At 36.7% G+C, this 17,792-nt stretch carries 14 protein-coding genes; 9 read left to right on the forward strand and 5 right to left on the reverse strand.

The features are described 5' to 3' along the window. Positions 1-85 precede the first annotated feature (85 nt). Complete coding sequence (locus tag PYV58_RS09920; RefSeq protein ID WP_034615333.1) at positions 86-529, forward strand: SRPBCC family protein; 444 nt, start codon at positions 86-88, stop codon at positions 527-529. A 58-nt stretch (positions 530-587) separates the two neighbouring features. Here the strand turns inward: PYV58_RS09920 and PYV58_RS09925 are convergent, their stop codons facing one another. Then, the gene (locus PYV58_RS09925; protein WP_004821822.1) at positions 588-1,124 is read right to left on the reverse strand and encodes a lecithin retinol acyltransferase family protein; all 537 of its coding nucleotides are present in this window, start codon (positions 1,122-1,124) and stop codon (positions 588-590) included. A 188-nt stretch (positions 1,125-1,312) separates the two neighbouring features. Here PYV58_RS09925 and PYV58_RS09930 point away from each other — a divergent pair, with 188 nt between their 5' ends. Next, positions 1,313-2,071 (forward strand): phosphodiester glycosidase family protein, encoded by a 759-nt coding sequence (locus PYV58_RS09930; RefSeq protein WP_034615335.1) that lies wholly within the window; start codon positions 1,313-1,315, stop codon positions 2,069-2,071. Positions 2,072-2,159: 88 nt separating this feature from the next. Here PYV58_RS09930 and PYV58_RS09935 read toward each other — a convergent pair whose 3' ends face one another. Next, positions 2,160-2,405, reverse strand: coding sequence for a hypothetical protein (locus PYV58_RS09935; protein WP_004719975.1), 246 nt, complete (start codon positions 2,403-2,405; stop codon positions 2,160-2,162). A 193-nt stretch (positions 2,406-2,598) separates the two neighbouring features. Further along, entirely contained in the window at positions 2,599-3,840 is a 1,242-nt protein-coding gene (locus PYV58_RS09940; protein ID WP_034615338.1) for an outer membrane protein transport protein, read from the reverse strand. A gap of 516 nt (positions 3,841-4,356) precedes the next feature. On the opposite strand from PYV58_RS09940, the gene PYV58_RS09945 reads away from it, so the two are divergent. Further along, positions 4,357-4,986: a TetR/AcrR family transcriptional regulator gene (locus PYV58_RS09945; RefSeq protein WP_034615342.1), complete on the forward strand. Its 630-nt coding sequence runs from the start codon at positions 4,357-4,359 to the stop codon at positions 4,984-4,986. 32 nt (positions 4,987-5,018) lie between these two features. Further along, the gene (locus PYV58_RS09950) at positions 5,019-5,699 is read left to right on the forward strand and encodes a class I SAM-dependent methyltransferase (protein WP_034615345.1); all 681 of its coding nucleotides are present in this window, start codon (positions 5,019-5,021) and stop codon (positions 5,697-5,699) included. Between the two features lie 153 nt (positions 5,700-5,852). Here PYV58_RS09950 and plsB read toward each other — a convergent pair whose 3' ends face one another. Beyond that, positions 5,853-8,054, reverse strand: coding sequence for a glycerol-3-phosphate 1-O-acyltransferase PlsB (gene plsB / locus PYV58_RS09955; protein WP_034615349.1), 2,202 nt, complete (start codon positions 8,052-8,054; stop codon positions 5,853-5,855). Between the two features lie 232 nt (positions 8,055-8,286). On the opposite strand from plsB, the gene cysK reads away from it, so the two are divergent. Beyond that, positions 8,287-9,285: a cysteine synthase A gene (gene cysK, locus PYV58_RS09960; protein ID WP_034615352.1), complete on the forward strand. Its 999-nt coding sequence runs from the start codon at positions 8,287-8,289 to the stop codon at positions 9,283-9,285. Between the two features lie 127 nt (positions 9,286-9,412). Here the strand turns inward: cysK and PYV58_RS09965 are convergent, their stop codons facing one another. Beyond that, a complete protein-coding gene (locus tag PYV58_RS09965; protein ID WP_004821807.1) occupies positions 9,413-9,949 on the reverse strand; it encodes a transglycosylase SLT domain-containing protein in 537 nt (178 codons plus the stop codon). A gap of 863 nt (positions 9,950-10,812) precedes the next feature. Here PYV58_RS09965 and PYV58_RS09970 point away from each other — a divergent pair. From PYV58_RS09970 to PYV58_RS09985, 4 genes are all read left to right on the forward strand, one after another. After that, on the forward strand, positions 10,813-11,283 hold the full coding sequence (locus PYV58_RS09970) for a hypothetical protein (RefSeq protein ID WP_275059806.1): 471 nt from the start codon (positions 10,813-10,815) through the stop codon (positions 11,281-11,283). A gap of 91 nt (positions 11,284-11,374) precedes the next feature. After that, a complete protein-coding gene (locus PYV58_RS09975) occupies positions 11,375-13,999 on the forward strand; it encodes a type VI secretion system Vgr family protein (protein WP_275059807.1) in 2,625 nt (874 codons plus the stop codon). Then, positions 13,999-14,943 (forward strand): DUF4123 domain-containing protein, encoded by a 945-nt coding sequence (locus PYV58_RS09980; protein ID WP_227504299.1) that lies wholly within the window; start codon positions 13,999-14,001, stop codon positions 14,941-14,943. Before PYV58_RS09975 ends, PYV58_RS09980 begins: the two co-directional genes overlap by 1 nt. Positions 14,944-14,953: 10 nt before the next feature. Further along, on the forward strand, positions 14,954-17,791 hold the full coding sequence (locus tag PYV58_RS09985; RefSeq protein WP_034618339.1) for a T6SS effector BTH_I2691 family protein: 2,838 nt from the start codon (positions 14,954-14,956) through the stop codon (positions 17,789-17,791). Position 17,792 lies beyond the last annotated feature (1 nt).

Here is a 17,792-nt window from a genome sequence, read left to right on the forward strand (position 1 = left end):
CATGATACTGATTACATAGCACTTATGTTATCAGTATCACTTTGTTATCCATATAGTTCTATATAAGCTTAGAAGAGTAATAAGAATGAATCCAACCATTGAAACTCAAATGTTAATTCGTAAACCCGTATCTGCGGTTTTTAATGCATTTATTGATCCTGAAATTACTTCAAAATTCTGGTTTAGTCGTTCTACAGGACCCCTAAAAGAAGGCAAAATTGTGCAATGGAGTTGGGATAAGTATCAAGTCAGCTCAAAGGTTATGGTATTTAACATTATTGAAAATAAATTGATTCAAATTACTTGGGGTGAACCCAAAACATCGGTAGATTTTATATTTGAAGAAATCAGCCCCGAGCACACCTATTTAAAAATTAGAAATTACGATATTTCGTTGCAAGGCTCTGAACTGATTCAATTTATTATAGATGCAACTGGGGGATTCACCACAGTGCTGGATGGTTTAAAAGCTTATTTGGAACATGGAATAGAACTCAAATTGGTTGAAGACAAATTTCCACCATTTTAATGGTGATTTAAAATCAGGGCTTTTGCCTAAGGTCATATGATAAACCTAGCTGAGTATTTTACTTTTTAGGTTGCTGTTCTTTAAGTGATAAATAGGTTGGAAGTTTTAATTTTGACTGAGCCCTGAGTTTCATTTTTATATATAAAACCAAAGCAAAACAGGTGGTTGCAACTGTTAAAAATAAGCCATTCATATAGGTCATGATTGAACTGATATAGCCAATCGTGGTTAAACGGTTCATCATTTTTACCACTTGAGGGCTACTTTCAACCCCTGTAATTGCCCAACTACACAGATGTTCACAATTATTGATAATCAAATGATAGCTGTTTTCGTTCATACGTGTACGCATACGTCGAACTACATGACGACCAGAAAACTTAGGTTGATCATAGTAACGGACACGGATCACCTTACCATGTGAAAATTTTTCAAGTGAAGTGATTTCGATTGGGCGTTTTTTTACAAAATGTGCCAGCCCAGAATAATGTATAACACGACCTTTTCCAGCATAGATTCCATGATGGCTATAGCCAAAATGTTTGACGATTAAATGCGCACCTAACGGGTATTTAGCTATTTGTTTTGTCTGCATATTCCACTCAGTTCAAATAAAGTGTACACATGTATTTAATTGAAAGGATAGTTTGATTATAACCATGCAAAATGAATTTGATAGCCCTTAAAGTGATAATTAAGTAAAAAAATGCATTAAAAGTGCTAATTAGCCTTCATTATTCAATAGATCACACGATAAAATATAACACTTTGCATGGGGATGTTATGAATTTGAAAACTGGGGTATATGCGCTGATAAGCATGATGGGATTAAGTGCACTTTCCTTTCAAGTCAATGCCAATACTGACTATATCAAAATAATCAAAGACAAGAAGGTGATCGCAGATGCTGTTCGTATCGATGATCTGGATCAGCTACAACTATTTTTAAAAAATCAACAAGGGCAAACCTATAAAAAGTTCGCAACTCTGCAAAAAGAGCGTAAAAAATGCCAGATCAGTTTTGCCATGAATGCAGGAATGTATCACCCTAATTTTGCACCAGTAGGCTTGTACATTGAACAAGGTAAACAACAAATAGAATTAAACCAACAAAAAAACAAATTTGGTAATTTTTTTATGCAACCCAATGGTGTGGTTGCTTGGAACAATAAGCAAGCTGTGATTAAAACCACAGAGCAATATCTTAAATCTAATTTTAAAGCTCGCTATGCTACACAATCTGGTCCAATGTTATTGATCAATGGTGAGATCAATCCAATTTTTGTTAAAAACTCAGATTCATTAAAAGTTCGCAATGGGGTGGGAATTAAAAATAATCAACTGTATTTCGTAATAAGTCGTGGAAAAATTAATTTTTATAATTTTGCTGATATTTTAAAGTCGCAGCTTAAAACAGATCAAGCTTTATATTTAGATGGTTCAATTTCAAGTGCTTTCATTCCGCAAGTGAAAAGAAATGATCAGACTTATGATTTAGGTCCAATGTTTATTTATAGTGAAACAAAAAATTGTGATGATTAAAATGTGAAAATTAAAGTTTTAGTTTTTATTTACAGGCAAAAATGGATGCCTGCAAACAGAAGCATCCATTTTGTAGATCAAAGATAAATTACTTAACCATGCCAATGATTGAAGACTGTGCTTTACAGGCTTGAATAGCATCTTCTTTAGATAACTTTTTAATTTCTTCTTCAAAGGCTTTTTTCTGTTCTTTTAGTGAATCTTCAGGAATGCCACTTTGTTTTGCCAAGTCTTCCATATGCTTCCAAGATTCTTCACATTCCTTTGGCATACCACCACATGCGGTTAAGATAGTGCCTAAAGCGAGAATTGGAATTAAACGTAATAATTTCATATTCTGATCCTTTAATTTAAGTTGGTTTTTTACTCAGGTTTATTCATATTGATCATTAAAATTTATAGCGTATACAAATGACGGAAAAATGAATTTGTCTTTGAATAAAAAGAAAAAGACTTCATTCTCAAGTATATACACTAGAATGAAGTCTACGCTAAAAAATAATTTTAACAAGATCACGCATCGAGCATTAGAAACGGTAACCTATTTTTAAACCATAGCCTATGGCATTGTTGTCACGATAATCACCTTGTTGGGCAATTTCTGAAGCACCGGGTACCGGAATGTAATAGGTACCATCTTGTGCCGTGGCGTCCCCAATCCAAATATATTTGATGCCTCCTGCGATAAAGTAATTGTCAGTAGGATTGTATTGAACACCCAACCCTAAGCCCCAACCGCCTTTGGTAGGATTTAATACAGAAGCAGGATTTCCAGTACCAGAATCCCATGAAACATCAGCCGACGCAGCCCATTTTTGTGTAAATTGATGTCCTAAGCCAACAGTGATGCTGTATTGGTCTTTTTGATAGTCATCCAGATTAAATCCACCAGCATATAGGCCTTGGCTTAACTCAGCCGTTGCCAGTTCAGTGAGTGCACCAAACTGTGTTGGACGGATTCTAAAATCTTTCCAATTTACCCAACGCGCATTTAAATATGCCAGCGTATCTTTATAAACTCCTGTTTGAAAATCTAAATTTACCGATTGTGGCGTGTTGATTTCTGTATCTTTATCAGTGGTGAATGCTAAAGGTTGTCCAAAAATTGTTTCTTGAGCATCTATTTTGTGCTTGATTTTAGAACGATAAGTCACTGCTGCTTTTAAAGCAATTTCAGGAATCTGAAAAGCAGCACCAGCAAGCCATCCAACAGCACTATCTTGTTTAAAGTTGGCATCATAGCCATTAAACACACTCATCGAATTACCACGTAAAGACACTTTACCTTTGACTGTCTGGTATACGCCACCACCGTAGAGGTTAAAATGAGCATCTGGCTGAAAACCAAATAGCATCGCAATATTTTGAGTATCAACATCCGCAAGGGTACCTTTCATACTGATTTCAGTATCAGAGAAGGTATTATTGCTACGTAAAGGATATTCGATTGCAGCACCATAAGGTTGATCATAGATGAGCCCAAAGGAAACTTTTGGCGCAATTTGCAGTTTTAATGCTGCATTATAGTATTGATATGATTGTGCCATATCACCTGTACTCAGATCATTGCTGCCCGCATTGACTAAATCAGGTCGATTTCGGACTTTGCCTGATACTTTCGGGTCAACTGCGGCAATACTGGCTTCGAAATAATTCTTGTCTTCAAGAAACGCCAGTATCGATTGACCAGATTGATCCATCGCAGCTGCATGAGTATAAGCAGTGGGTAAAACGCTGAGGATACTGAGAATGAGTGATTGAGTTTTCATGCTTTTCTTTCCTTGAATGTTTTTTTTATTTCGCATATAAAATTCAGACAAAACTATAGTGATTAATAGAGGTTAAGCTATTAGTTTATTTAAGTTTTATCTGAAAGCTTGATGATTTTAGTGAATCATTTTTACTGGATTTAATAAAGGGGTGTAATGACCAATTTAAGGGGGGATTATCGGACAATTCATATGTGCATTGTCTTAAGAAGTTGCCTTAGATCATTGAAGAATATTGAAGGATCAATCGCTGATTTAAAAAAGATCATTTTCCAAAAAGAAGTAATTTAAAATGACTGCTTTGATCGATGAGGAATTGATAGATCAGCAATGGTACAAAATAACCTCAACAAGATGATTAAGTTCATCAATGATTTATTAAATATTGAATCAAGCGATCTAGGTGGATAGCTAATTGTTGCAAAATTTATTAGTATTTAATCTAAATTACCTTGTGGTATCAACAGGGTAAACTATTCGCTGCCAGTTTATTTGGAATGGAATTTACGTATCGCTATGAACTATAAAAGATCCTCTGTCATGGAAGAGAAAATGCAACAGAACCGCGAGATGATTTTATTGTCTGCACGAGAACTGGTTGCACAAGGAGGATTTAAAGATGCACAAATTCAAGCGATTGCAGATCGGGCAGGCGTTTCAAGTGGACTGGTCTATCGTTATTTTGAAAATAAAAATCAGGTATTGATTGAAGTTTTAAATGCGGCGATTCATATCGAAGTCAATATTCTCAATGATATTGCACATACCCAACTCAGCGCTGTAGAAAAACTAGATCGCGCCGTTACAACCTTTGTAAAAAGGGCAATGAACAGCCCTCGACTGTCTTATTCTTTATTATTTGAACCTGTCGATCCTCAATTTGAGTTAGAACGTTTTCAAAGCAAGCAATTGATTAAAGAAAGTATTATTAAAATTTTGACCGAAGGACGTCATTCAGGTGAGTTTATTTTTGAGGATTTAAACACCACCGCATTGTGCATCGTGGGTGCAATGACTTTTGTTGTGATTGAACCTTTAAGTATCGCCAAGACCAAGCGTTTTGATAAAAGCTATAAAGAGTATTTTGTAAAACAAATCGCTGATTTTTGTTTACAGGCAGTGAAAGTCAAACATCCTCAGGAATAATAATATTAATCATCATTGCAAGGCTTAAAGAAATGGCAAAGGACTTTAATAATCCAGTTGTAGTTGAAGGATATGATGCACATATTCGTAAATTAATTCCCGGTTATGAACTGATACATTTACAAGTCCATGCTGTATTAAAGAGCTATGTATCGACTCAAGCGAAGATTTTAGTCGTGGGATGTGGTACAGGTTATGAACTGCAATATTTGGCTGAGCAATTTCCTCATTGGAATTTTACAGCAATAGATCCTGCAGCAAATATGATTGATAAAGCCAAACAACATATAGCAGATTTAGGGCTTTGTTCTCGAATTCAGTTTATACAAGGTGATACATCTGTTCTTAAACGAGTCGATGTGAGTTTTGATGTGGCTTTGGCTATCTTGGTTTCACATTTTGTTCCAGTTGATGCAAAAGCACAATTCTTAAAAGATATTGCAAATCACCTAAGCAGTACTGGTCTATGTTTAAGTTATGAGTTGATGGAAATTTCGAATACCAAACAATTACAAGCTTTAAAAAATCTGAGTTTAGCAACCGGATTAACAGAAAAACAGGCGCAACTTATGACCGATCGTATTGAACAAGATTTTGCTTTAATTTCTGTTGATGAAATGAGTGCTTTGTATTTACAAGCAGGTTTTAAGCGTGTGGAAAACTTTGCTCAAGTATTGAATTATCATGGTTTTATTGCATTTAAAACGGATTAAGAAAAACCTCTAAGTAATAACTAAAAATCATTTTTTGCTTAAAGTAAATCAATCAGTCATATTTCTATGAGCTATATACGCTTATAAAAAAGTTCCTTATCCAAATGGTTGAAGGAACTTCTTTATTTTGGATCATCGTCAAAGCTTAAAAGATTATTTCTCTTTGCTTTCTTTTTCAGGTTCTTTCACCACATTGACATCATATAGATGAGCAAGGGCGGAAAGTAAACGAATTTTAGGATCTGCATTTGAAATCTTAATGCTTTGATCTGCTTCAAGTGTGATTAATTTCTCCGCAACAAAATAATCGACAATTTGTGTGATTTCACTCTCAATCTCAGACTCATCCCATTTTAAAAAGAAGGCTTTTTGTATAAGTGGGTATTGTTCGATGACTTGGGTATATAAATCAGATTTTGAAATCTCAAATTGCTGCTGCTCTGTTTCAACACGCAATACTTTGGCAATCAGTGCTGGCAGGATAAACGTGTGCAGAATGTTATTACTGAAATACTTAAGTAAGCCCACCTGTATATCACTGACTTTCACCCAACGTTCATTATCATGCTCAATCAATTCAACTTGTTTAAGCTTCATGGCATATTGAATGATTTCTGTGTTGGAAAGTTCAGTGATTTGCATACGATCATCATAACGATGCTGTTTGAGTAGATTGCGGAATTGTTCTAAGCGTACCAATACTTCACGCTCTGCCAAAGCATGCGTTGGTGCATTTAACAAGACTAGAGAAATCAAACTGATAGGATTAATCACTACGGCTTTATTGATATTTTCCAAAATATCAAATGCAACATCATTGACCGTGGCTTTAACAGACTCAGGCATCTCTTCATGCAAAGCAACACGTTGTGGAGCATTGTTCTTTTTTAAGATCTCTTCAAGGAAAACTGGTTCACCTAAATTGACGTGGACAACACCAAAGACTTTTTCAATCTTTTGAATAGATTTAAGTAGTCCAAATAGTGATTCAGCTTGTTTTTTCTGTCCACCCAGTTCTTTTATGTATGAACTGCCTTCGATCAGTTTTTCATATCCAAAGTAAGTTGGAATAAAGGCAATCGGTTTGCTATTTCCACGCAAATAACTTTGGATGGTCATTGCGAGCATCCCTTTTTTAGGTGGCAATAAAAGTCCAGTACGAGAACGACCACCTTCAATAAAATATTCCATCGGTGTATTTCGATTGAGCATACTGTAGATATATTCTTTAAAGACAGCGGTATAAAGCGCATTACCATTAAAGCTACGTCGAATAAAGTATGCACCTGCACCACGCATCAGTTGCCCAACTACAGGCATATTTAAATTAATACCTGCTGCAATATGGGGAACCATCAAGCCACGGTTATAAATCACATAAGACAATAACAAATAGTCAATGTGGCTACGATGACAAGGGGTATAGACAATTTCATAATCTTTGGCAAGTTCACGAACCGTATCGAAATTATGTACTTCGATACCGTCATAGAGCTGGGTCCATAATTTAGTTAAAGCAATTTCAGCAAAGCGTAAGGTCGAATAAGAAAAATCAGAGACGATTTCATCGAGGTATTTATGCGCGAGTGCTTCGGCTTCATTGATGCTGATTTTTTTATGAATGCTTTCATTGAGAATGGCTTCTTTGACCGCATCACTCACCATGAGTTTGTTAATCACATTGCGACGATCTGAAATATCAGGACCAAGAATTGCTTCTTTATAGCCATTAAATTGTTTATTGAGCTCAGTTACCACATAATGCGCTGGTGAAAAATTGGGTGTGAGTTCAATGGCTGAGTCAATTAACTGGCGTAAAGAAACTGCTTGATGGAATTCAATATAATTATTACGGCCATACAGGGTAATATTCAGTGCTTGCTTAATGCCCGTTGGTTTAGCCCAAGCATCGGTCATCAATGCTTTATACCAGCTATCTTCATTCTCTGGTGCACGTCCCCATAAAATCGTTGTTGGCACTAAAAGCACATCTTGCTCAGGATGTTTCAATAAATATTCGACTAAGCGAATAATTTTATCTGGGTAGTATGCAGAAGCATTGCTTTTGGTTGGTTCTAAAGTGATAAAACGATCATCTTCCTGATAATCTGCCCCTAGATTAAGTGGCGCAAAAGCAGGGCTGAGTTTTCTTTTTTCTGTTTCATTGTCGATCAAGACTTTATTTGAAGTTGAGTCATCTTGAATGACATAGCAAATCGGAAAATTAGCTGTGTTTGGATCATTAACTGTATTTTCAAGAGTTTTTGTATCGCCTAAAACTTGTGGGCTGACGATTTTATCTAAGATTTTTTTTGTAAATTGACGATAAAATTTTTGATAAGCATTGCTTGCCATAATATTCTCTAAATATGAGTCATATCGTTATTATGCTTGAAATAATATACAAATATATAGTTTGATTTGACGACAAATCGGTCAAACACTTTGCCTAAAAACTAAACTTATGATTTTTATCAATAAACTATTTCGATATTGGTATAATTAAATTCAGTTACTCAATATCAAAGTTTCATAGAAAAGCATTATGATAGATTGATATAAATTCATTTAAATTCAAGGAAAGGTCATGTCTACAGATCCAAATTTTCCAGCAACTGAAAACTTAGGGATTGCTGTTTATTCTAATAATGCTGAGGCAATTGGGAATACACCACTTATTCGTATCAATCGTCTTATTACAGGTGGCGCAACGGTCTTAGCAAAAATTGAAAGTCGTAATCCTGCGTTTTCTGTTAAAGATCGAATTGGCGCTGCACTTATTGCAGATGCAGAAGCGAAGGGGCTTTTGAAAAAAGGCATGCATATTGTAGAACCAACCAGCGGCAATACTGGTATTGCATTGGCATTTGTAGCAGCGGCAAAAGGTTATGCGATCACTTTAACCATGCCAGCAAGTATGAGTATAGAGCGCCGTAAAGTATTAAAAGCGTTGGGTGCAAATTTAATTTTAACTGAACCCGCAAAAGGTATGAAAGGCGCAGTTGACGAGGCAGTACGTTTAGCAACAGAACAACCTGAAACATATTATTTACCGCAACAATTTGAAAACCCAGCCAATCCTAAAATACATGAGACAACAACTGGTCCTGAAATTTGGGCTGCAACAGGCGGTAAAGTCGATATCCTTGTTGCTGGTGTCGGAACTGGCGGTACCATTTCAGGGATTTCTAGTTATTTTGAAAAGATTAAGCAGCAAGCGATTTACTCCGTTGCTGTAGAACCCGCAGATTCACCAATTATTGGACAAACCAAACGTGGTGAAACTTTAACGCCTGGGCCACATAAGATCCAAGGGATTGGTGCAAATTTTATTCCGAAAAACTTGGATTTAGATTTAGTTGATGAAGTTATTGCTATCGACAACCAAGAAGCGATTGATTTTGCCCGTCAAAGTGCTACTCAAGAAGGTATTTTTGTCGGTATCTCTAGTGGTGCGGCGTTAGCTGCTGCTGCACAATTAGCTGCTCGTCCTGAAAATGCAGGTAAAACCATTGTGGTGATTCTTCCAGATGCAGGTGAACGTTATTTGTCTTCTGTTTTGTTTGAAGATATTTCAGCAGATTAAGTTTGAATTAAATCGTCTATGTCTATGTCTATGTTGTGTATTGTTGTCATAGACTAAAAAATAAACCCGCTCAAGTATCAGCAAGAGTGGGTTTATTTTATTGATATTCAGTTTCTATTCTTAAACTTTATAATGAGGACTTTAACTGTTTTTCATGTTGTTTGACTTGTTTCGCGTATCGTTTACCTTGACGTTTCATTTTACGATTTGTTTGGTAATTTGTGGGTCCAACATTGTAGTAGGCTAAGGCCTTTTTCCAGCTTCCTGCACTTTGATTATATTTTGCCAAGATCATGGTGCCACAGCGTACATTGGTATATTCATCAAACAAATCACCAGGGCAAGCTTGTTGCCAATAACGCGGCATGATTTGGGTAAGCCCAACAGCACCAGATGGAGAGGTGACATAACTCCGATAACTCGATTCTTGACGGATGGTTGCTGCGATCAGTAAAGGATCTACATCATATTGATCTGCGCTTTGTACAATCATTGGGGATACACGATTGGCAACATCGGGAGAGACAGAATAGGCTTTTTGGATTCCAGTCGAAAGTTTAGCAGCACGTTTTTGCACAGAGCCGCCACCCAAAGACGAACATGCTGTAATCGCAAGTGTTAAGCCTACTGCAGAAATTATTTTTAACTGATACTGAAAATTCAAAATAAAACCAATGTTATGTATCCAAGATTGCCCTGATGTTAAGTAGCTGATTTAAACCTGTCAATCTATGAAAATTGGTAGATTTATTCGTGATTTGTATCTTAAGCTGTTGGTTGCTTGCTATTTAGGCGTTATTGCTTGAAAAATTAATTTGTTTAAGGTGTTGAAAGATAATTTTTATTTTTGTAAGAAAAACTTAACAAAATTCTTTAAATTGTAAACAGAATTTGATAAAAGAAGAATTGTTGATGAATACAAAAAATGTTAATGATTATGGCTAAAAGATATAAAATTTATCCAATAAAGACAATTAAGGACTGGCAAGGTGAAGACTGGGATGTTTATGAAGAAGTAAAAACCTCAGTTGGCATTGTGGTTTATAGAGGATGAAAACATAGATATAGAACAGGGACTTTTGCCATCATTTTTAGCGCAGAGTTAGCTGAGTTTTTAAGACAAAATGGACTATATTACGCCTCAGAACAACTTGGAATATCAGTATCTAAATTAAGTCGCCTTCGTCGAGAATTAAATATTCAGAAAAAGATTTCAAAGCCTGACCATACTTGGATTAAAGCACATCAAACAGAGATACTTAGGGTCTTTTGACATTTCATAAATGGCTTGCGTTGTAGGTTAAAATTGAGCAGACAAGGCAGGAAACGAAGAGAATAGCGAGACTATTTTCGAGTTTCATAACGAAGGCTGAGATAATTTTAACCACAACCCTTCGGGACTAGCGTGTTTTTTGCCGCTACGTGTTACCTTGCGAAACGATGTTTCTCATCATTTAGAATGACTAAATTTCATATCTCGCGTCTAGTATCGCCTAAAAAACACACGTAGTCGCAAACGTAGACGAATTGTCAACAGACCCGAATGAAAGTTATCAACTATTAAATGAAAAATATGGACTTAGCAAAAAACAAGTGCGTAGTTATACTTGTTATTTGCTTAAGTATGCTGGTGCGCTTAGATCGAAACCGCTTCGTACAACCCAGCAACAAATTCAAAATGAACAATGGTATCAACAAAACAAGCAAGCAATGATTGATATGACTGTGAAGGAAATCAGCCAAACTTATGGTGTTTCGAGTGCTAAAGCAGGGAAGGTCTATATGAGAATATGTAGAGAATTTCAATTGCCTATGTTGGCGGATCGAGTACAAAAAAGAGTTGAGCAACGTCGGAAATGGTTAATTGATAATCAAGAGCAAATATTAAGAACGGATATTAGGATTAAGCAAATCGCACAAAACTTAGATCAAACAGAGAAGCAAATTTTGCATGCTCGTACGCAACTTAAAATAATATTAGAAAATAAGGGGCGGTGAAATAATACCAATAGATAGACAAATCTGTATAGACAATGAACAATTTTTTTGCGTATAATTGATAAAATTTAGAAAAACTACACAATAACTTATGTTGAATAATATTTACTCTGCCTTGGAGCAGCTTGGAATTACGGCACAAAAGCGTGTTTTGCATATTCAATTTAGCAATCCTGATTTGACTGCTCAAGTGTTCCTACAACGTATTGATGGGATGCATGAATTAAACAAAGGCATTCATTTACAATTGATTTGCTTGTCTATGTCAATGAATATTCCATTAAAGCAATTTATCGGTAGCCAAGTGGCTGTCGATATTGTGAATGATAAATCAGAACTTAATCGAATTTCAGGGATTGTGACCCAAGCAGATGTGGGCGCGAGCGATGGTGCACTGACGATTTACCGCCTGACAGTTGAAGACCCAACAGCACTTTGGAAGCATCGTAGAAATTCCAGAGTGTTTATGAATATGTCTGCGCCTCAAGCAGTTGAAGTTATATTTCAGGAATGGCGCGAGCGAAGCCCATTATTTGCTTCAAGTCTAACATTGGATAAAACTGGCTTAACCAAAAACTACGATGTTCGCCCATTTATTATGCAGAATAATGAACGGGATATAGACTTTGTTCAACGTCTGCTTTTTTCTGAAGGAATTAATACTTTAATTGATGAAGCCCAACTTAAAGTATCGAATTTCAGTGAACAAATTCAGCCTCAAAAACTTCGTTTGATTGACAACAATACTCAATACACCAGCTTAGAACGCAAGAATATTCGCTTTCATCGTAGCAGTCCCACCGAAAGGCAAGACAGCATTATCTCATTTATTGGACAGCGTTCTATTCAGCCTACATCAGTACATATTCAACGTTGGCAAGCCGCTGTATTAGATATAGATGAAGGTGCAGGCAATGTACAAAGTAAGCATCAACATAGTGAAAACTATAACAATGCTAGTCTAGGACTAGAACAAGTTTGGCACTTTAGTCCAGCATGGATTCAAGATCTCAATGGAGAAGATGGTGTAACTCCATCAGGCAACAGTCAGGTTGAACGCTTTAACCAAAATATGAGTAACTACTATGACTCACAAGCCAAACAATTTACCGCAATATCTACAGTACGTGATGCACATGTGGGTTATATCTTTGAATTAAATGGGCATCCCGAAATTGATCAACATGATTTTTCAGATAAGCAATTTCTAATCATATCTAAGGCCTTTTATAATCAAAACAACCTACCTAAAGACCTGACCAATCAAGTTGAAAATCTGCTTAAGCAAAGCAATTGGCAAATAACCAATATCACGACAAACAATAGTGATGAACGCCAAGCCAATCAGTTGGTGCTGCAACGTCGAAATATCACCACTGTTCCAGAATACAATCCACTAAAACATCGTCCGATTGCATCACCCCAACGTGCCAGAGTGGTTGGACCAAGTGGAGAAGAAATCCATGTAGATGAGTGGGGACGGATCAAAGTCCGTTTTCTGTTTACACGCAATCAAGATCATAGCCACGATGGTGGTGCCGGTTCCAATGACAACGACACCGATTCAGCTTGGGTGGATGTCCTGACGCCGTGGGCTGGTGAAGGCTATGGTGCACGATTCTTACCGAGAATCGGAGAGGTCGTCGTGATTGATTTCTTTGATGGCAACATTGACAGGCCATTTGTGGTGGGGCGTATTCATGAAGCGTATCGTCATCCAAGCAAGTTTGATGACAAAGGTAAACTGCCTGATACCAAAAAACTAGCAGGAATAAAAAGTCGAGAGTATAAAGGCAGTGGCTATAACCAACTTAGATTTGACGATACTACTGAGCAAATCAGCAGTCAGCTACAGAGCAGTCATGGGGCGAGTCAACTCAACCTCGGTAATTTAAGTCATCCCAAAGAGACAGACACAAGCGAAGGACGAGGTGAAGGCTTTGAACTGAGAACTGACCAGTGGGGTGCAGTAAGAGCAGGACAAGGTTTACTACTGAGTACTTATGCTCAGGATTCAGCTTCGGGTAATCACCTTGATGTGTCAGCAGGCAAAAATCAGTTAGAAAGTAGTCTAAATAATTCCAAAGCATTGAGTGAAGTTGCCAAGAATCAGCAAACTGATCCTTTAGAAGTTTTAGATAATATCAAAGGTTTTATCGACACATTGACTCAACAAGATCCGAAAAAAGTAGATGAATTTAAGTCTGCGGTGATGATGTTGGCTTCACCAAACTCAATTGCATTTGCAAGTAATGAAGATATTCATCTTTCAGCAGATGGACAAATTAGCCACACATCAGGCGACAGTATTAACCTCAGTACACAAAAGGCTTTGATTGGACATGCCAGCGCTAAAATTAGCCTTTTTGCGGCACAAGAAGGTGCAAAGTTATTTGCTGGAAAAGGTAAAGTTGAGATCCAAGCACAAGGTGATGGCTTGGATTTGATTGCACGTAAAGGTATTCAAATCATTTCAACCGAAGACGCAGTTTATATCATCAGTCCGAAGGAAATTAAGTTGGTTAGTGATGGTTCTGAACTCAAGATTAATGGTTCAGGTGTGTTTTCAACCACAGGTGGTTTATTTGAGGTGAAATCTGGGCAACAGAAACTGACTTCCCCAGCTTCTATAAATCCGCCAGCTTTAGACTTGCCTGATTGCTCTGCGAAACAAGGACAGGCAGCTCAAAATGGATCAGCGAAGGTGATCTTATGATGAGTGAAAACTATCTACAACAAACGGCGATATCCTCTGAACTTCATTCCGTAGAAGCAATTTATCAAAAAATGCAAGCAGTCTTTAGCCAGCATCATCGGCTGTTAGTATTGCTTGATGAAACATTAGCGCCCGATGTTTTTGATGATTTAAAGAAGTGTTTAAGAGAACACAATATTATTTATATTCCCTTGGCAAAAGGCAATCGCTATAAAGACACACATCTGTTTTTTATAGAAATATTAGATGAAAAGATATTAAAAGAGATAGGACCACAGCTAGCAGAACATTTACTTAATAATTTTGAAATTTCCAATGATCAGTATTTAGTACATGGTTTTGGGGCTTCTCATTACGAAAATGATCAGTTGAACCAAAAGTTTAAAACCAGTTTGGTGTTGCAAGATATTGAATCCAAAATTTTATTTCGATGGTATGACCCACGAGTAATGATTTATTTAGATCAAATATTCAATGAACAGCAAATGAATAGTTTATTGGGAAATTTTACCCAATGGGAATTTATCCATCCTAGTGGATATTTTCATTGGGAAAATATCCAACAGAAAAAATTGCTGAAAAAAGCCATTACGCAGGTGAATGAACAACAATCCTTAGCTTTAGATTTGATTGAAATGAGTAACATTGTTTTTCGAAAAGCACATGAATTAGAACAAGTCGACATCAATCATTTGAAATCACAACAGATTCTTAAAAATTTATATCAAGGACATGAACAATACCACATTACCAGATATGTCGACTTAGTCAGTTATGGCTTATATGCAGAGGTACTTGGGCACAGCTTTATGAAGCATCCTTATATTGTAAAAGTACTTCAACAATACTGGAACACTGAACCTGAAAATTATAATTTTACTGAAGCGATGAACTTTGTTGCTGAAGATTCTTGGGCATTGATTAAAACAGAAACATTGGAATAAGGAAAATAAAATGGGCGGTGATAAAGAAGCTTTTGCAAGAAGAGAAAACAAAAAAGCCGAACAACGTAGACAGGGAGAAGATATTTTAGCTGCTCCAAATGCGATAACAAAAGCTGCGAATGCTGCAATACAAGTCAATCAACAAACTTCAGATGCAAAAGGCAGTAAAGACCAATGTAATTTTTGCCGTAAACTTGGTTTGCAGATTTTGCCTTTACGTTATACGGTAACTCAAGAAAAAGCCCCACAACTTTCATCACAACTTGGGAAAAATGTAAAAAACGTAGCATTGTCATACTCTAAATATACAACTGAAATGATTGATTCTAGTTATATTTATGCAATGGTGAAGAGAAAAAAAGGTTATGAATGGATGGGGTACATTGTCACACCGCAAGGCTATTTATCATCTTTTCCATTAGACAAACCTGCACCTGTATCTGTGCTTGAGTTTGCATGTAAAGGAAATGAACATGCGTTATTTGCCTCATTTGTCACCATTGAATATATTGCAACGAATTTGGCCGAGAAGGCATATTTGATATACACCCACGCCCCCATGACTGATGAAAAAAGAAAAGAATACCAAGCGAAAGCGGATGAATATGTCAGTTCAGGGAAATGGCAATCTATAGATGTTGCAGGATGGGCTAAAGGATCATCACAACAAGAACATTGTTTAAACAATTCAACGTTAAAGGACGGCGTGAGTTTCCCTTTGTCATTTGGCTCTGACCGCTGGAGTAAACTGCTGACTAAATTTGCTGAGAAACCTAAAGCCTTTGCATCTATAGTGCTGTATGACCCAATTGGCATTACTGTAAAGCTAAATGAATATCGAAATGAAGCTTATGTCCCTGTAGATGATTTTTTAGAAGCAAAAGATAAATACGGTGTCACCAATCAGCGTAAACTGGACTCAGTGCAACGTGTGGAAAGCATCGAAGGATCATTGCTTAAAAATAAGGCAAAAATCGTACAGCGCGAAAATGAAATTCATGAACAAACAGCACCAGCAATCGAAGCAAGATATCAAAGCACGTTAATTATTACTGAACAGCAGCTTGCAGATGCTAAAAAAAGAAATGATAAGGCTGCTATTGAGCAGTTCGAGCGAAGCAAAAAAGAGCTTATCGAACAACATGAGCGTACGATGAAAACACGGGCAGGTCATGGTGAGGTTGTTGGAGAAGCTAACTTCCAAACTGACCGCAAAGTTCTACTCGATAACTTAAACTATAAAGAAATTGAAGCGTTTAAGCAGGAATCAACACAAAAATATGACACAGCTTTGAAGGTTGCAAACCAACGTGCTCAAGAGCATTTGAACTGGGTTGTTTCTGAAAGTTTATTTGATGCTTTAGATGCCTATGATCAGAAAAATTTACGAAGTGGTTGTGCGTTTAAAGCTCATGTTGCGTCTATGTTATTTGGAATGGAAGGTGCAGAAGCAGGTGCAAAACAGTTAGATGATTGGGTTAAAAAGCCAGAATTTGAACGTAAAAATTTATTTATTCGTGGCTTGTATAGCAATCAGTTAGAAGCCAAGGCAAAGCATGACGAACTGAAAAGAGCTGCAACTGATTTTACCGCTGTTGGTCTTAAAGCCATGAAAGGCACAATAGACTTTTTAAAGAAAACTGATTCTGCATGGGATGAGTGGGCAAGGAATCAGGGAATAGACAAAAATAAAGGCAATATCGGATTTTTTAAAACAGAAAAGAAAGTGATGCTTTATGTTTCTAACTTTTCTCGAGTGGTCTTTAGAGCAGGTATGGGCACAACCGCAGAAAGTCGATTTGTAAGTGCAATTTCTCAAAAGTTACTTTTTGCTCAGATGGGGGATTTGGCTGAAAAATTAAGATTTGATCAAATTGTACATAATATAAATCCTGAAAAACAAAATTATGGAAATATCAAACTCAGTCCAGAACTCAGTGAAAGAGCAGCTAGCCAGCTGTCAAAAAATGCAAAAGAAGCAACATTACGTTCTTTAGATGTATTGATCGATGATGCTATGGCAAAAAAACAACAAGTGGCATTGACCTTAGAAGAAATTGAAAAAGCGGGTAGTAAAGGTATGGCGAACAATACCAATAATTATCATCAGGTGAGGGCATCAGGAATTCTTGTATTTATTGAGGCGATTAATTTAGCGCATATGCTCAATTCGGGTAAATATAAAGACTCGGTACAAATTGCTGCTTTGGTGGCATCTGTATCCGCATTGATGGCGTTTGGTTTAGATATTTTTTATGGTTTGGCAAAAGGAGTTCGTGAAGTTGCAACTCAAACTAGTTATGGTGGTGCTGGAGCAGCAGCCACGCGAGGTGCTGCAAATATTCAAAGAGCAGGTATTAAATGGGCGGCAGGTAGTTTAAGTACGATTGCAGGAACAATTACTTGTGTATTAGATTTGGTTAAAGGCTTTGAAGAAAAAAATAAAATAGGTACGATACATCGCTCTTTAATGACACTTTATTTTTTAAGAAGTTTGAGTGGTGGTTTAGCATCTTTATTTGGCTTATTAGCAGCGTTGACCTATATTAGCCCATTGATGGACTACTTAAAAAGGGTTGGTGGAAGCCCTTTAATTCAACGCTTAGGAGGACGCTTAATTGCTACTAAACTTACAGAGGAAGCACTTCGTGTTGCTTTGCTTCGTGGGGTAGCATGGGCAAGTGGTATAGGATTAATTTTAACTTTAGTTGAAGTTACGGTATTTATATATATGGAGTCTACAAAACTTCGTCGTTGGTGCCAGTATTCTACTTTTAGAACTTTAAAAACAAATCAACTGATGCCTGAAAAGCAAGAAGTCGAAGATTTTCAGACACTATTTGCATAAT

Source organism: Acinetobacter sp. TAC-1, assembly GCF_029025845.1.
Lineage (GTDB): Bacteria > Pseudomonadota > Gammaproteobacteria > Pseudomonadales > Moraxellaceae > Acinetobacter > Acinetobacter guillouiae.

What these genes read in the sequence shown, in the direction of transcription:
- PYV58_RS09940 (WP_034615338.1), bottom strand. Translation starts at nt 3,840, where the DNA reads ATGAAAACTCAATCACTCATTCTCAGTATCCTCAGCGTTTTACCCACT.
- PYV58_RS09935 (WP_004719975.1), bottom strand. Translation starts at nt 2,405, where the DNA reads ATGAAATTATTACGTTTAATTCCAATTCTCGCTTTAGGCACTATCTTA.
- PYV58_RS09975 (WP_275059807.1), top strand. Translation starts at nt 11,375, where the DNA reads ATGTTGAATAATATTTACTCTGCCTTGGAGCAGCTTGGAATTACGGCA.
- PYV58_RS09950 (WP_034615345.1), top strand. Translation starts at nt 5,019, where the DNA reads ATGGCAAAGGACTTTAATAATCCAGTTGTAGTTGAAGGATATGATGCA.
- PYV58_RS09985 (WP_034618339.1), top strand. Translation starts at nt 14,954, where the DNA reads ATGGGCGGTGATAAAGAAGCTTTTGCAAGAAGAGAAAACAAAAAAGCC.
- plsB (WP_034615349.1), bottom strand. Translation starts at nt 8,054, where the DNA reads ATGGCAAGCAATGCTTATCAAAAATTTTATCGTCAATTTACAAAAAAA.
- PYV58_RS09925 (WP_004821822.1), bottom strand. Translation starts at nt 1,124, where the DNA reads ATGCAGACAAAACAAATAGCTAAATACCCGTTAGGTGCGCATTTAATC.
- cysK (WP_034615352.1), top strand. Translation starts at nt 8,287, where the DNA reads ATGTCTACAGATCCAAATTTTCCAGCAACTGAAAACTTAGGGATTGCT.
- PYV58_RS09945 (WP_034615342.1), top strand. Translation starts at nt 4,357, where the DNA reads ATGAACTATAAAAGATCCTCTGTCATGGAAGAGAAAATGCAACAGAAC.
- PYV58_RS09920 (WP_034615333.1), top strand. Translation starts at nt 86, where the DNA reads ATGAATCCAACCATTGAAACTCAAATGTTAATTCGTAAACCCGTATCT.
- PYV58_RS09930 (WP_034615335.1), top strand. Translation starts at nt 1,313, where the DNA reads ATGAATTTGAAAACTGGGGTATATGCGCTGATAAGCATGATGGGATTA.
- PYV58_RS09980 (WP_227504299.1), top strand. Translation starts at nt 13,999, where the DNA reads ATGAGTGAAAACTATCTACAACAAACGGCGATATCCTCTGAACTTCAT.